This is a genomic window from Lelliottia jeotgali (assembly GCF_016771845.1).
Taxonomy (GTDB): domain Bacteria; phylum Pseudomonadota; class Gammaproteobacteria; order Enterobacterales; family Enterobacteriaceae; genus Enterobacter; species Enterobacter jeotgali.
Map to the genome: position 1 here is coordinate 101721 of NZ_JAENMQ010000008.1, position 14501 is coordinate 116221.

General features: G+C 51.9%; 14 protein-coding genes, 1 tRNA gene and 1 pseudogene. 12 read left to right on the forward strand and 4 right to left on the reverse strand.

Going from position 1 to position 14501, the window contains the following annotated elements:
- Positions 1–3: 3 nt before the first annotated feature.
- Together prfB and lysS are read left to right on the forward strand one after the other, a co-directional pair.
- Positions 4–1102, forward strand: a protein-coding gene (gene prfB, locus JBO43_RS15445; protein ID WP_103946613.1) for a peptide chain release factor 2 whose coding sequence is annotated in 2 segments (ribosomal slippage) — positions 4–78 and positions 80–1102 — 1098 coding nt in all. Because the reading frame shifts where the segments join, the coding sequence is not laid out codon by codon here.
- Between the two features lie 9 nt (positions 1103–1111).
- Positions 1112–2629, forward strand: coding sequence for a lysine--tRNA ligase (lysS, locus tag JBO43_RS15450; RefSeq protein WP_095283252.1), 1518 nt, complete (start codon positions 1112–1114; stop codon positions 2627–2629).
- A gap of 47 nt (positions 2630–2676) precedes the next feature.
- Here the strand turns inward: lysS and idi are convergent, their stop codons facing one another.
- The gene (gene idi, locus JBO43_RS15455; protein ID WP_202674665.1) at positions 2677–3228 is read right to left on the reverse strand and encodes an isopentenyl-diphosphate Delta-isomerase; all 552 of its coding nucleotides are present in this window, start codon (positions 3226–3228) and stop codon (positions 2677–2679) included.
- 159 nt (positions 3229–3387) lie between these two features.
- On the opposite strand from idi, the gene actS reads away from it, so the two are divergent.
- Both actS and JBO43_RS15465 read left to right on the forward strand, forming a co-directional pair.
- The gene (actS, locus tag JBO43_RS15460; RefSeq protein WP_269154286.1) at positions 3388–4131 is read left to right on the forward strand and encodes an amidase activator ActS; all 744 of its coding nucleotides are present in this window, start codon (positions 3388–3390) and stop codon (positions 4129–4131) included.
- 80 nt (positions 4132–4211) lie between these two features.
- Positions 4212–4285: transfer RNA gene (locus tag JBO43_RS15465), tRNA-Gly, on the forward strand.
- 119 nt (positions 4286–4404) lie between these two features.
- Here the strand turns inward: JBO43_RS15465 and JBO43_RS15470 are convergent.
- Positions 4405–5043, reverse strand: coding sequence for a hypothetical protein (locus tag JBO43_RS15470; protein WP_202674666.1), 639 nt, complete (start codon positions 5041–5043; stop codon positions 4405–4407).
- A 295-nt stretch (positions 5044–5338) separates the two neighbouring features.
- A pseudogene (locus JBO43_RS23220) lies at positions 5339–5776 on the reverse strand (hypothetical protein); the annotation flags it as partial.
- Positions 5777–6101: 325 nt separating this feature from the next.
- On the opposite strand from JBO43_RS23220, the gene yjdI reads away from it, so the two are divergent.
- Both yjdI and JBO43_RS15485 read left to right on the forward strand, forming a co-directional pair.
- Entirely contained in the window at positions 6102–6332 is a 231-nt protein-coding gene (gene yjdI / locus JBO43_RS15480) for a 4Fe-4S mono-cluster protein YjdI (protein WP_095283248.1), read from the forward strand.
- A 10-nt stretch (positions 6333–6342) separates the two neighbouring features.
- Complete coding sequence (locus JBO43_RS15485) at positions 6343–6615, forward strand: GNAT family N-acetyltransferase (protein ID WP_103946605.1); 273 nt, start codon at positions 6343–6345, stop codon at positions 6613–6615.
- A gap of 31 nt (positions 6616–6646) precedes the next feature.
- Here the strand turns inward: JBO43_RS15485 and JBO43_RS15490 are convergent, their stop codons facing one another.
- Positions 6647–7258, reverse strand: coding sequence for a LysE family translocator (locus tag JBO43_RS15490; protein WP_202674667.1), 612 nt, complete (start codon positions 7256–7258; stop codon positions 6647–6649).
- 114 nt (positions 7259–7372) lie between these two features.
- Between JBO43_RS15490 and JBO43_RS15495 the strand changes: the two genes are divergently transcribed.
- From JBO43_RS15495 to JBO43_RS15520, 6 genes are all read left to right on the forward strand, one after another.
- Positions 7373–7837, forward strand: a complete 465-nt coding sequence (locus tag JBO43_RS15495) for an Lrp/AsnC family transcriptional regulator (protein WP_095283245.1) — start codon at positions 7373–7375, stop codon at positions 7835–7837.
- Between the two features lie 10 nt (positions 7838–7847).
- The gene (locus tag JBO43_RS15500) at positions 7848–8372 is read left to right on the forward strand and encodes a GNAT family N-acetyltransferase (RefSeq protein WP_202674668.1); all 525 of its coding nucleotides are present in this window, start codon (positions 7848–7850) and stop codon (positions 8370–8372) included.
- Between the two features lie 154 nt (positions 8373–8526).
- Entirely contained in the window at positions 8527–9381 is an 855-nt protein-coding gene (locus JBO43_RS15505; protein ID WP_202674669.1) for a ChaN family lipoprotein, read from the forward strand.
- Positions 9378–10148: an energy transducer TonB family protein gene (locus JBO43_RS15510; protein WP_202674670.1), complete on the forward strand. Its 771-nt coding sequence runs from the start codon at positions 9378–9380 to the stop codon at positions 10146–10148. The genes JBO43_RS15505 and JBO43_RS15510 overlap by 4 nt, the downstream gene beginning before the upstream one ends.
- Positions 10149–10165: 17 nt before the next feature.
- On the forward strand, positions 10166–12265 hold the full coding sequence (locus tag JBO43_RS15515; protein WP_202674671.1) for a S9 family peptidase: 2100 nt from the start codon (positions 10166–10168) through the stop codon (positions 12263–12265).
- A 10-nt stretch (positions 12266–12275) separates the two neighbouring features.
- Positions 12276–14489 (forward strand): TonB-dependent receptor domain-containing protein, encoded by a 2214-nt coding sequence (locus JBO43_RS15520; RefSeq protein ID WP_237730077.1) that lies wholly within the window; start codon positions 12276–12278, stop codon positions 14487–14489.
- Positions 14490–14501 lie beyond the last annotated feature (12 nt).

Consider the following 14501-nt stretch of genomic DNA (forward strand, 5'->3'; position numbering starts at 1 on the left):
ACCATGTTTGAAATTAATCCGGTAAAAAACCGCATTCAAGACCTCACCGAACGTTCCAACGTTCTTCGGGGGTATCTTTGACTATGATGCCAAGAAAGAGCGTCTTGAAGAAGTAAACGCCGAGCTGGAACAGCCCGACGTCTGGAACGAACCTGAACGCGCACAGGCGCTGGGTAAAGAGCGTTCCTCCCTCGAAGCCATCGTTGAAACGCTGGATCAAATGACTCAGGGGCTGGAAGATGTTTCCGGTCTGCTGGAATTAGCCGTCGAAGCCGACGACGAAGAAACCTTTAACGAAACCATCGCTGAACTCGACGTGCTGGAAGAGAAACTAGCGCAGCTCGAATTCCGCCGTATGTTCTCTGGCGAGTACGACAGCGCCGACTGCTATCTCGACATCCAGGCCGGTTCTGGCGGTACAGAAGCGCAGGACTGGGCGAGCATGCTGGCGCGTATGTATCTGCGTTGGGCAGAAGCGCGCGGCTTCAAAACCGAAATCATCGAAGAGTCTGAAGGTGAAGTGGCGGGTCTCAAATCCATCACCATCAAGATTATTGGTGATTACGCTTACGGCTGGCTGCGTACCGAAACCGGCGTTCACCGCCTGGTACGTAAGAGCCCATTCGATTCCGGTGGTCGTCGTCATACCTCTTTCAGCTCTGCGTTTGTCTATCCGGAAGTGGATGAAGATATTGATATCGAAATCAATCCGGCCGATCTGCGCATCGACGTTTATCGCGCATCCGGTGCGGGTGGTCAGCACGTTAACCGTACAGAATCGGCGGTGCGTATTACCCACCTCCCGACCAATACGGTAACGCAGTGCCAGAACGACCGTTCGCAGCATAAGAACAAAGACCAGGCCATGAAGCAGATGAAAGCGAAGCTTTATGAACTGGAAATGCAGAAGAAGAATGCTGAGAAACAGGTGATGGAAGATAACAAATCTGACATCGGCTGGGGCAGCCAGATTCGTTCTTACGTCCTTGATGACTCCCGTATCAAAGACTTGCGTACCGGGGTTGAAACCCGTAACACGCAAGCGGTGCTGGACGGCAGCCTGGACCAATTTATCGAAGCAAGTTTGAAAGCAGGGTTATGAGGAACCAACATGTCTGAACAACAAGCACAGGGCACTGACGCGGTAGTCGATCTTAATAACGAACTGAAAACCCGCCGCGAGAAGCTGGCTGCGCTGCGTGAGCAGGGTATCCCATTCCCGAACGATTTTCGTCGCGACCATACCTCAGATCAGCTGCACGCTGACTTTGACGCGAAAGAAAACGAAGAGCTGGAAGCGCTGAACGTTGAAGTGTCCGTTGCAGGCCGCATGATGACCCGTCGTGTGATGGGTAAAGCGTCTTTCGTGACGTTACAGGACGTCGGTGGCCGTATTCAGCTGTACGTTTCCCGTGACGATCTGCCAGAAGGCATCTACAACGAGCAATTCAAGAAGTGGGACCTGGGCGATATCCTGGGTGCGAAAGGCAAGCTGTTCAAGACGAAAACCGGCGAGCTGTCCATTCACTGTACCGAACTGCGTCTGCTGACTAAAGCACTGCGTCCGCTGCCGGATAAGTTCCACGGTCTGCAGGATCAGGAAGCGCGTTATCGTCAGCGCTACCTGGATCTCATCTCTAATGATGAATCCCGCAAAACCTTCAAAATCCGTTCCCAGATTATGGCGGGCATCCGTCAGTTCATGGTTGGCCGTGATTTTATGGAAGTCGAAACGCCAATGATGCAGGTGATCCCAGGCGGCGCGTCTGCCCGTCCGTTCATCACCCATCACAACGCGCTGGATCTGGACATGTACCTGCGTATCGCGCCGGAACTGTACCTGAAGCGTCTGGTGGTTGGCGGTTTTGAGCGTGTGTTCGAAATCAACCGTAACTTCCGTAACGAAGGCATCTCCGTGCGTCATAACCCAGAGTTCACCATGATGGAACTCTATATGGCGTATGCGGATTACAAAGATCTGATCGAACTGACCGAGTCTCTGTTCCGTACCCTGGCACACGATATTCTCGGCACCACTGAAGTGCCTTACGGCGAAGAGGTGTTCGACTTTGGTAAGCCGTTCGTCAAACTGACCATGCGCGAGGCTATCAAGAAATACCGTCCAGAGACCAATATGGCTGACCTGGATAACTTCGATTCTGCGAAAGCGATTGCTGCAAGCATCGGTATCAAAGTTGAGAAGAGCTGGGGTCTGGGCCGTATCGTGACCGAGATCTTCGAAGAAGTGGCCGAAGCGCACCTGATTCAGCCAACCTTCATCACCGAATACCCGGCTGAAGTGTCTCCGCTGGCACGTCGTAACGACGAAAACCCGGAAATCACCGACCGCTTTGAGTTCTTCATCGGTGGCCGTGAAATCGGTAATGGATTTAGCGAGCTGAACGATGCGCAGGATCAGGCGCAGCGTTTCCAGGATCAGGTTAACGCGAAAGAAGCGGGCGACGACGAAGCGATGTTCTTCGACGAAGACTACGTCACCGCGCTGGAGCACGGTTTACCACCGACCGCAGGTCTGGGTATTGGTATCGACCGTATGGTGATGCTGTTCACCAACAGCCACACCATCCGTGACGTGATCCTGTTCCCGGCGATGCGTCCGGTAAAATAAGTCACTGAGTGACAAAAAGCCCCGGCGTTTGCGCGTCGGGGCTTTTTTTATGGCTTGGATTCGAGGGCAAATTGCCTGAGCTTTTCCTGCGCGAGGGCAACCTGGGAAACCATCCACGGGCTAAATGCCCACGGCGTAGCCTCGACTGCACCGATTAACGATTCCAGATCAACCCACTGCACTGCCATCACTTCATCAGGATTGAGGGTCAGCGTGCCGACGAGCTTTGCCGCATACACAGGGCAAATTTCGTTTTCGACGATCCCAGAAGGGTCGGTTTCGCAGTAACGAAAATCCATAGCAACAGGTGTCAGATGGGCAATTTCAGCACCGATTTCATACCTGCAGCGGCGAACAAGTGCGTGCTCGGTACTTTCGCCGGTTTGTGGGTGACCACAGACGGAGTTGGTCCAGACGCCGGGCCAGGCTTTTTTACTCAATGCGCGGCGGGTGACGAGGCATTCACCCTGGGCGTTAAACAACCACGATGAGAAAGCCAGATGCAGCGGGGTATGCGTTGTGTGGGCGGCGTACTTTTCCTGAGTGCCGATGACCTCTCCCTGGTCGTTAACCAAAATGACGTGTTCTTGTGTGCTCATTCCGACTCCAGTACCCGAACGACGGGATGGTGACATTATATCGCACTCTTTGACTGGTGGGGTGGCTCCCTGCGCCACAAAGAGACTTTACAGCAAAGATTGGCAACAGATTTCAGGCTGCTATCATAGGACGCCATTTACGCTGACCGAGGAGCCGCTTTGTTTGCAGGAAGCCTGACAAGAAATCCCCTGATTGCCCTGTTTTGCCTGATGCTAACGTTAATGTTGGCAGGGTGCTCGGGCAGTAAATCAGGCTCTGATGGAAGCTACAGCGGCTCGGTATATACCGTCCAGCGCGGGGATACTCTCTCCAAAATTTCCCGCATGACTGGCACCAGCGTGCGCGATCTGGCACGTATGAACGGCATATCGCCGCCGTACACCATTGAAATCGGGCAAAAGCTCAAGGTCAATGGCAGCAGCTCGTCAGGCAAAAAATCCTCATCCAAAGGCAAAACGGCCAAAGTGACGCCGTCTTACGCGGTGCCGCAATCGTCATGGCCACCGGTCGGACAACGCTGCTGGGTATGGCCTGCCAGCGGTAAAGTGATTGCACCGTACTCCACCTCAGAAGGGGGTAACAAAGGCATTGATATCGCAGCAGCACGCGGCACACCCGTTTACGCATCGGGTACAGGCAAGGTGGTTTACGTGGGAGATCAATTGCGCGGTTACGGCAATCTGATCATGATTAAACACGGCGAAGACTACATCACCGCGTATGCGCATAACGATACGCTGCTGGTGAACAACGGACAAAACGTGAAGGCCGGACAGAAGATCGCGACGATGGGTAGCACCGGAGCCAGTACGGTCGCGCTGCATTTCCAGATTCGCTACCGCGCTACCGCTATCGATCCTCAGCGCTACCTTCCGGCACAGGGCAGTAAACCGAAATGCTAAGCGGTTAATAAATCACCGGTTAGCTGTCTTGAGGCTTGTGCGAACAAGCGTAAGGTCTATAATGCCTTACGCACCTCAAAGCGGGCGTAGTTCAATGGTAGAACGAGAGCTTCCCAAGCTCTATACGAGGGTTCGATTCCCTTCGCCCGCTCCAGATCTTCCCTCAACTATTCATCTCTCATCTTTTCTTCACGCAATACACGCGACGGCTCTCGCAATGCTCTTGCAAAGGGGTCATTCATTATTCGAAAATTGCAGCATCCTTCGGCTTGGTTACTTGTGTTTCCTGATATAGTCCGATAAGAACTGCTCAAGCTCCTTATCGTTTCTGACGGATACGAGAACTTCAGCGACGGCTTTCATGGCATTAGTTGCATTACTGACGGCAGCAGCATCTTCATTGTTAATGATTGCATTATTAGCAATCTTATTTATCGAGCTCTTGGCTTCTTCTTCGCTAATTTCAGCCGCAATTATCGAATCAAATATTGGGTAAGCCTCACTGGCATATTGGCTAAAGCGAACATCATCAAAATTAGACGCCAGCGTTAATTTAACTTGCCGGGTATAAACCGCTCGTGTCGCTGTTGCCAGCAGGTCTTGCGGGGTTTCGCATGCCGCAGTGCTGGTGTTCCCTTGAATCATTCCATTTTTAAAGAAACCAGCCACAATATTGTCTATCTCATCGTGCATAATTTGGCTAAAACCAACCACAGCCTGGGTACCCGTGAATAGCATTCTATAGTTTTCAAGTTGATAGGATGCGCTAGCCGCTTCACCTGTTTGGGTGGCGTTACACGCGTAACGATAACCTTCATCTAACTTTTGACTGAGTTCTTCCGTATTAGCTGCGAAAGTAGCAAGGGGAGAACTAAGTAAAATAAACAAACTGAATAATGATTTAATATTCATGACATTCGTCGCCAGAATCGCAAATGAACTATTACATACCTGCCTGACAGGTCTGATAAACCAGGGCTTCAACTTCCTGAGGGGATTTATCAGCCATATCCTGATAAACATAGTGGGTTAAGTGGTGCGAGAATGTAATGTTCTCTTCCGAGATGCCTGGTTTGCCTCTAAGTGATTCAAATCGCTGGTCGTACACGGACATTGGGGTATGTTCATCTCGCCCGGTCGCCATATTCTTCGCAAGCGTTGACCACATGGTGCAAACGGAGTCGTTGGCGTCTCGCTTCAGTGAGGTTTCCAGAACCTTGTCACCTGCAATGGCGTGTTGCGCCCATGCGGAATTATTGGCGACAAACTTTTTAGAACCGGTGGTAATCCCATATTCAATGCGGATGCCATTATCGTGATAACTGCCGTCAGCATCTTTAGTCGCCAGCTTTAATGAAATCCGACAACCGGGAAGCGTTTTTCTTTCCTGTACTGAAACGATAACGGTATCGGTGTCGCAATCGGCAAAGCTATATTCAGGATTAACATAAGTCCCTGTTTTAATCAGCAGGCCGGTTAAACCGTTTTTGTAACCTTTTGCTGGGAGACTTTTATAGGCGTTACGATCCCCTTTTTTAATCGCTTCCCGAAAATTATCCATGCCGATTCTTGTTGCCAGTTGATCGATATTTTCAAGAGCATAGGAGGCGGTTGAGGTTGCAAGGATCGTAGCACCTAACATCATCTTGCAAATGAGTTCTGTTTGCTTAAGCTGTGTTTTTAACATGTCAAAATTTCCTAAATTTCACCTCTGCGGTGTTTCTCACTGCATGATAATCACTTGGTTTTAAATATCACGAACAGAGCGTGAGTTTTAATGGATACCTACGTAAATTAAGGGGGGATTATCCCTGAGATGTGCGTCCATGTGTTTCTTTTTCACCGCGCAGTTTGGCCCAGTGACAACATCCACAACCCCGTAGAGTTCTGCGAAACGGTAGAGAGATAGCTCCTTGTTTCTATCAGCGCTATGCTTATTCCGAACGTATAAAAATAACAGAGGCAATGTCATGGATAAGGATTTACTGGAAGCGGGATACCGGGCGTATACCGGGGAAAAGATTGATGTCTACTTCAACACGGGCATGTGCCAGCACTCAGGAAACTGCGTGCGTGGCAGCAGCAAGCTGTTTAATCTGAAACGTAAGCCGTGGATCATCCCGGATGAAGTGGATGTCGATACGGTCAAGAGAGTGATTGATACCTGCCCGAGCGGTGCGCTGAAGTATCGCCAAAAATAAGCGAGGAACCATGAATATTCTGGAAGGCCACAATAAGTTCTACGTCAATGATGCGCAGGGGAATCAGGTTGCCGAAATTGTATTTGTTCCGACCGGCGAGCATCTGAGCATTATCGAACATACCGATGTGGACGAGAGCCTGAAAGGGCAGGGCGTGGGCAAACAGCTGGTGGCGAAAGTCGTCGAAAAAATGCGCGCTGAAAACCGCAAGGTTATCCCGCTGTGTCCCTTCGCTAAACACGAGTTTGATAAAACGCGCGAATATGATGATATCCGCGCCTGAAAACAAAACACCGGCTTCTGCCGGTGTTTTGTTATCTGAACTGCCCGTAAATCAGGAGCAGTGATATCACCACCATTATTCCTCCGGAGGCGATGCTGACTCTGCGCGCGGCTTGCGGGCGGGTGGCTAAGATTGCCCGCGAGCCGTAGCCCACCAGCAAATAGATTAACGTGCAGGTGAACAAGTGCATCACAGCCAGCGCCGACATTTGCAGAGGCACCGACCAGCTGCCTTTAGGATCGGTGAATTGCGGGAGTAGAGCCAAAAACAGCAGAAATACTTTTGGATTAAGCCCGCTAATACACAACCCTTTAATCGCCCATCTGTTCCAGCTTCCCGTCTGCTGATCGCCTGCATTGACCGTCGCCGGATGGCGTAAAATCGTGACACCCAGCCACAGTAAATAAAGCGCACCTGAAACGGTCAGCAGTGAAAGCGCCAGCGGATGTCCGGCGATCAACACCCCAACTCCAGCGACCACAATCACCGTCGCCAGCAAATGGCCAGACATCAATCCCATCACCGCCGGGATCACCCGGCGTCCGTTGATTCCCGCGCTAATGGCATAAGCCCAGTCGGCACCTGGGGTGATGATTAACAGAAAAGAGACTACCCAGAACCCGACGACAATACTCATTTCCATTCCCGTAACACCCTTCACAAATGTATTTAATGGAAAGAAAGAATATCGACATCAGGGCGAAATGAGCTTCCAATGTTATGCTGAAAGAAGAGTGATAATGAGAAAATCTTCCAAATGGATAGCATAGATCGAAAAATTCTTGCTGAGCTACAGCGGGATGGGCGTTTGTCGTTGACCGAACTGGCAGAGCGCGTCAATTTAAGCCTTTCACCGTGTCACCGGCGCGTACGGGCGCTGGAACAAAGCGGCGCGATTACCGGATATCGCGCGAATCTGGACCCGACTAAAATGGGTTTCAATTTTGTGGCCATCGTCTTTGCGACGTTAAAAGAGGGCGACAAGAAAGCCGTTAGCGCCTTTGAAGCCGCCGTGGAAGAGATTCCACAGATCGTGCTCGCGCAGCGCTTGTTCGGCGATCCTGATTATTTGATGCACGTGGTCACTCGCGATCTATCTGCGTTCCAGAAACTCTACGATGACAAATTGTCGGCAATGCCGGGGGTGCAGCATCTGCGATCGACGCTGGTGATGAAAACAGTGGTGCAGGACAGACCGTTCCCGCTGGAAACCCTAAAATAAGGATAATACGATGATTAAGACGCCACGACTGACTCTCCGACAGTGGTCATCAGCCGATCTTGCCCCTTTCGCGGATCTTAACGGCGATCCCGAGGCGATGCGATTTTTCCCCGCAACCTTAACGCGCGAAGAAAGTGACACGCTTGTCGCGCGATTCCGCGAGGGTATTACCGAACGCGGCTGGGGATTTTGGGCCGTTGAATTAACAGAATCCGGCGAATTTGTCGGGTGCGTCGGTTTGCATCCGCAGCCGGATAAATTTCCCTTTTCACCCTGTATTGAAATCGGCTGGCGTCTGGCGAAATCATTCTGGCATCAGGGCCTTGCGCAAGAAGCAGCAACGGCCTGCCTCACATATGCAGCGAATGAATTACACCTCGACGAAGTGGTTTCATTTACCACAATTCACAATCTCCCTTCTGAACAACTGATGCAGCGTCTGGGCATGGAAAAGCGCGGTGAGTTTTTACATCCTGCTTTACCTGCCGAACATCCGCTGGCGCGCCATGTCCTCTATTCCATCAGTTTGACATAAGTCATTGTATGTAAAAGACCTGTTAGTTAGTACGATAATTAATTGTTAATGCTAATGATCTTGATATTAATTATCATTAGCATTAATGTTTGCTCGTTGTTTACACGATAAAACGGGTGAAACCTTCATAATAGAAGGTAACTGATTAATTATTATGAAAAATTTAAAGTTTATTACGGTATCTCTGCTGTTAATCAGCTCTCTGGTCTTAACTGCCTGTCAAAGCGCTAAGCCGACAACAGCGCAACTGCCTTCGGCCACGCAGATTAAAAATGCGCAAACAGGGGCAACGCTCACGCCAGAAGAATTACTCACGATTCTGAGTCGCACACCGCAGGTCATTGTGGGCGAAGAGCACACCAACGTTGCGCATCACACCATTGAGCTGTGGCTGCTGCAAAATCTGCAAAGCAAACGCCCGCAGGGCAGCGTGCTGATGGAAATGATTACCGCCGATCAACAGCCCGCCGTTGATGAAGTCCAAAAGGCGCTGAGGGGCGGAGCCTCGATGCGCGATCAACGCATTCAGGAATCCCTGCGCTGGAATCCAGGCTGGCCGTGGCCGCTGTATGGCGAACTGACGAAGACGGCGTTGATGGGCGATTATCCGCTGCTGGCCGCCAATATTCCCCGTGCTCAGGTGAACGCTATCTATAAACAACCCGTTTTCCCGGCGGGTGAGCACAGTTCGCAAAAAACAGTTCGCAATGCGCTGTCCGCCATTATTTATCTGATGCACGGGGGCGAAATTGCGCCCGAACAGCTAACGGCAATGGTGGCGATTCAGCAAAACCGCGATCGCTTTATGGCGCAGCAGCTTCTTAATGCGCTAAAACCCGCGCTGATGTTTGTCGGGGGATATCACGCGGCTAAGGATGTTGGCGTCCCGCTGCATCTGCAGGATCTCAACGGTCAGGCCCCCATTGTGGTGATGCTGACGACCGAAGGGGCGGCCCTCAGCGCGAAACAGGCCGATTACATTTGGTCAGTTCCGGCCATTAAAAAATGACAGCCGTAGATATTCACCCTTCCTGGGGCAAAGGTGCTGTCGTTAGCGTCCTGGCGCATCTGACTGTGGCACTGGCGTTTATGCTGCATTTCACCTCGCCACCGCCGATCGCCTCACCCGCGGCGGTGATGGTGAACTACTCGCCTGAACTGGAAGTTTCCCTCATTCTGCCGACGCTGCCGCCGGGCATCAGCCAGCAGCGTAAGGTGGAAGAGATGAGTACCGAAGAGACGCCGCAGCTTAAAGAAATGCCAAAGCTGCCCACGGTGGAAGAAGCTGAGCTGCACATGGCCGCTCACAAGCCGGTGCAAAAGAGTGTCAAAAAACCGGAGAAGAAAAAGGCACCGCAACAGGAGCGTGCTGAGAAGGGGAACGCGACGGTGACTAGCCGTGCGGCCCCGCCGGTACAGGCGATTGTCAGCCAGCGAAACGCCGCGCCGCTGGATACGGATTCCACCCGAATCAGCAGCAGTAAGATCAACTGGGAATCGCTGGTGAAAGGCAAAATTAACCGGATGCGCAACTATCCGGAAGATGCTCGCAAGCGCAAACGTACGGGCACGGCAACCATCGCTTTTAGCGTGAACAACCGGGGGGAAATCGTCGCCAGCCAACTGGTGGATTCCTCCGGCACGCTGTCGCTCGACAGGGCGGCGCTGGCCGCACTGCAAAAAGCGCAGCCGCTTCCGCAACCACCAGCGGAATTATTGCGTAACGGCATCCACAAAGTCACTTTGCCCGTCGAGTTTAATTTGCTCAGGATTTAGATTTTAAAGGACGAAAAATGAAATACCTTGGGTTTATGGCTTTTAGCGTTCTGCTAACGGCACAGGGCGCTATTGCCCAAAATCTGCCACAAGCACCGGTTGCGAATAAGGTTTCTCAGGTCTCGGAAAACCACGGCGATACACGTCAGGATAATTACGCCTGGCTGCGTGATGATTCCCGTCAGAATGAAAGTGTGCTCAATTATCTGCGCCAGGAAAATACCTATACTGAACAGGTCTCCGCGCAATGGAAAGAGTTGAAAACCCAGGTTTATCAGGAGATGCAGTCTCGTCAAGTACAGGACAATTATGCTCAGCCGGTACGTCAGCATAATTATCTGTATAAATCTGAGTATTCGGCTCAGGCTAATTTTCCGCAAATTATGCGTAAAAAGGATGGCGAAACCGTCTGGGAAACCGTGATTGATACGGTCACCCGCAGCGAGGGAAAAGCCTATTATTCTCTGGGGCGTTACGCCCTCAGTGAAGACAATCGATTTATCGCTGTGGCGGAAGATTATACCGGCGATGGACAGTATCAGATTGCGGTGTTTGATATTGAACATAAGCAATGGCTGAAGGCGACTATTCATCAGGCGTCGGACGATATCGTTTTCAGCAATAACGGTAAGCAGCTCTATTACGTTCAATTGCATCCGCAAACGCAGACGCCTTATAAGGTTATGCGTTACGATCTGAACACTGCCAAAGCCCAGACAGTCTGGCAGGAAAATGACGGGCGCTTTTATACCGGAATCGCCCGCTCGGCGTCCGAGCAGTTCCTGCTTATTACCGCAAGCGCCAATGACACTTCCGAGGTGCGTTATCTCTCATTAGAGGATTCGCAAGCGCCTGTGAAGTTATTACGCCCACGCGCGACAGGCACGGAATATTATGCCGATCACGCAAACGGCTATTTTTATATCCGCAGCAATCATGAGAGCAAAAACTTTGCCCTTTATCGCGCGAAGGTTAATGAAAACTGGCAAAGCGTGCTGGCTCCCGACAGCGAAAAAGAGCTGGAGGGTTTTACCCTGTTTGCCCGGGCGGTGGTGGTTTCCCAACGTTATGACGGTAAAACACACTATCGAAAACTCGGTTTTGCCAGCCAGCAGTGGCAGGAACTGAGCTTCCCTGACCCAACCTATATGGCCCGCACCGGCAGCAACGGCGACGGAAACGCCACAGTATTTAACTATATCTACTCGTCTCTCGACACTCCGCTCGGCTATTACCAGTGGGATCTCGAGAGCGGGAAAAGCACGTTGACTCACCAGAAAGCTGTGCCGGGGCTGGTAGCGGGCACTTACACCAGCAGGCTGATTTATGTTAAAGCGCGGGATGGCGAGAGGGTTCCGGTGTCCCTTATCTGGCGCAAAGACCGCTTTAATCAGGGCCATAATCCACTGCTGGTGTATGGCTACGGCGCGTACGGGATGAGCCTCGACGCAGCGTTCAGCGCACCGCGCATGAGCCTGCTGGATCGCGGTTTTGTCTTTGCTCTGGCGCACGTGCGCGGTGGCGGAGAGAAAGGAGTTGCCTGGTATCTGGCGGGCAAAAAAGAGCATAAGCAGAATAGCTTTAACGATCTGATCGACGCCACGCGCGGTCTGGTGAAACAAGGCTATGGCGCTGCGGATAGGGTTTATGGAATGGGCGGCAGCGCGGGCGGTTTACTGCTGGCGGGAGCGGTCAATCAGGCGCCTGAGTTATTCCGCGCGGTAGTGTTGCAGGTGCCGTTTGTCGATGTGCTCAACACCATGCTGGATAAATCTCTGCCATTAACGCAGCAGGAATATAGCGAGTGGGGCAATCCCAACGTTCCGGTGGAATATGCTGCCATAAAAGCATGGAGCCCGTACGACAATATTCATTCGCAAGCTTATCCCACCATGCTGGTGACCACCGGGCTATATGACTCCCGCGTTCCTTACTGGGAAGCAGCGAAATATGTCGCGCGTTTGCGTGCGGCTAATACGGATAAAAATACTCTTCAGCTGCTCAGCGTCAATATGAATTCCGGGCATAGCGGTCGCAGCGGTCGTTATTCCCGTCTTGAGGATTCTGCTCAGGCATTTAGTTTCCTCATTTTTGTTGATAGCCAGAAAAATAAATAAGGGGTTTATTTTGAGAAGTTCACACAAGGTTGGCTATTTGCTGACAGGATGTCTTATTGCTCCCGGTACTACCTTCTCCGCTGAGAATGAAGGGGAATCGGTATTTTCGACATTGACCATTACGGATAACGCCCAGGCCGAAACCAATCATCCGGGCTCGTCGGCGGATACTTACACGCGCCCAGGCGCGTACAGTTCGCGCACACTGAATGAGAATCTGCAAAGTATCGACGCGTCGCTTCGCAGCATGGCCGGAACCTATACGCAGATCGATCCGCTGCAGGGTACGGTTAACGTCAACATCCGTGGGATGAGCGGGCTGGGGCGCGTCAATACAATGGTCGATGGCGTGACGCAGACCTTTTACGGCATGGCGCCCAGCAGCTATCACTTTGGGCCGAGCAACAGCGCGGGCGTGTTGATTGATCCTAACTTCCTCGCAGAAGTGGATGTGTCGCGCGGCAGCAGTGCGGGTTCGCAAGGAGTCAATGCCCTGGCCGGTAGCGCCAATATGCGCACCATTGGTATTGACGATCTGGTTAAAGAAGGACGCCAGACCGGCGTGTTATCCCGTTTCTCCGTCGGCGATAACGGGCTGGGACGCACCGGAATGGTGGCGGTGGCGGGCAAAACCGATCCCTTTGATAACGGCGGAATGCTTGGAGCGCTGGTAGGGATCAGCGGCACTCGGACCTACGCCACCTATGAAAACGGCGGTGGTCAGAGCAGCAAGGATTTTATGGGCGAAGACACGAACTATATGCGCCAGGAACCGCGCTCCCAGCTGTATAAAGTGGATTTCAATCCCGACCAGTACAACCATATCGAGTTCGCCGGACGTAATTACCAGAACACCTTCACACGCCGCGATATCACCAGCGATGATTACTACCTGCGCTACAACTATTCGCCGCTGTCCGAACTGATTGATTTCAACGTGCTGGCGAGTACCAGTCGTGGCAATCAAAACTATCAGATTGAGTCGCTGTATAACTTCAGCAACGCTTCCACCACCAACAAATCAAACGCCGTAGATGTGAGCAACACCAGCCGCTTTACCTGGGCGAGCGTTGATGTTGAGTATCTTTTGGGCGGCAAGCTGATGGACACCCGCTATACGCGTGGCTTTGAACAGGATAACGAAACTGACCGCAACGCGTTCTCGCCGTCCGGTAAGCAAAAGATTGCATCGCTCTACACCGGTTTAACCTTAAATAAGAGCATCTACCAGCTCGATTTGAATTTGAACTACACCCGCAGCCAGGTGCAGGGTTTCAAACCGGCCTGCGCGGATAACGAGAAATGTTTCCCGCAGGGCGAAGCGAATCTCGATTTGGACGACAAAGCGCTGAACCCGTCAGTGACACTTTCCGCGCAGGTTACGCCGTGGCTGCAGCCATTTGTCAGCTGGAGCCGTTCGTCTCGTGCGCCTAACGTGCAGGAGGTGTTCTTCGCAAATGAGGGGGGAGCATCCATGAACCCGTTCCTGAAACCGGAAAAGGCCGATACCTGGCAGGCAGGTTTCAACCTCAACAAAGAGGGGCTGCTGAGCGAACAGGATTCGTTCCACCTGAAAGCGCTGGCGTACGAGTCGCGGATTAAGGATTACATTAACAGCGAGTCTTTCTTCCTTTGCTACGACGGGTCGCGCTGCAAGGATATCGATAACTCTTCCGGCGGCTTTAACGCCAATATTTACGTCAACACTACGTCACCGGTCACGTCCCGGGGTTACGAAATCGAGGCGGGGTATGACATCGGATATGCCTACGTTAACCTGACATGGAGCAAGCAACACACCAATCAACCGACGTCGATTGCCAGCAGCAGCACCAGTTTTTCGTATGACGACCTGAGTGATTTACCGGACAGCTACGCAACGCTGGACGTTGGCGGGCGCATGTTCGATCAAAAGCTGGTGGTCGGCAGCCTGTTTAAATTCACCGGCAAAACCAAGCGTTTAAGCACCTGGCCGGATGAAAACACCAACACCATGAATAAAGACGAGATGCCGAATATCCCGACGGTCATCGATCTCTACAGTTCATATCAGCTGACGGATGATGTGAAGCTGCGCTTGAGCGTGCAAAACGTCACCGACAAAAACTACCCTGATGCGCTGAACCGCATGAACCAGAACGGCATGGAAAATGAAGGATCGTCCTCGGTTACCACCACGGCGCGCGGTCGTACCTGGGTCTTTGGCGGGGAGATTCGTTTCTGATGAAGGACGGTG

What these genes read in the sequence shown, in the direction of transcription:
- lysS (WP_095283252.1), top strand. Translation starts at nt 1,112, where the DNA reads ATGTCTGAACAACAAGCACAGGGCACTGACGCGGTAGTCGATCTTAAT.
- idi (WP_202674665.1), bottom strand. Translation starts at nt 3,228, where the DNA reads ATGAGCACACAAGAACACGTCATTTTGGTTAACGACCAGGGAGAGGTC.
- JBO43_RS15470 (WP_202674666.1), bottom strand. Translation starts at nt 5,043, where the DNA reads ATGAATATTAAATCATTATTCAGTTTGTTTATTTTACTTAGTTCTCCC.
- yjdI (WP_095283248.1), top strand. Translation starts at nt 6,102, where the DNA reads ATGGATAAGGATTTACTGGAAGCGGGATACCGGGCGTATACCGGGGAA.
- JBO43_RS15485 (WP_103946605.1), top strand. Translation starts at nt 6,343, where the DNA reads ATGAATATTCTGGAAGGCCACAATAAGTTCTACGTCAATGATGCGCAG.
- JBO43_RS15490 (WP_202674667.1), bottom strand. Translation starts at nt 7,258, where the DNA reads ATGGAAATGAGTATTGTCGTCGGGTTCTGGGTAGTCTCTTTTCTGTTA.
- JBO43_RS15495 (WP_095283245.1), top strand. Translation starts at nt 7,373, where the DNA reads ATGGATAGCATAGATCGAAAAATTCTTGCTGAGCTACAGCGGGATGGG.
- JBO43_RS15500 (WP_202674668.1), top strand. Translation starts at nt 7,848, where the DNA reads ATGATTAAGACGCCACGACTGACTCTCCGACAGTGGTCATCAGCCGAT.
- JBO43_RS15505 (WP_202674669.1), top strand. Translation starts at nt 8,527, where the DNA reads ATGAAAAATTTAAAGTTTATTACGGTATCTCTGCTGTTAATCAGCTCT.
- JBO43_RS15510 (WP_202674670.1), top strand. Translation starts at nt 9,378, where the DNA reads ATGACAGCCGTAGATATTCACCCTTCCTGGGGCAAAGGTGCTGTCGTT.
- JBO43_RS15515 (WP_202674671.1), top strand. Translation starts at nt 10,166, where the DNA reads ATGAAATACCTTGGGTTTATGGCTTTTAGCGTTCTGCTAACGGCACAG.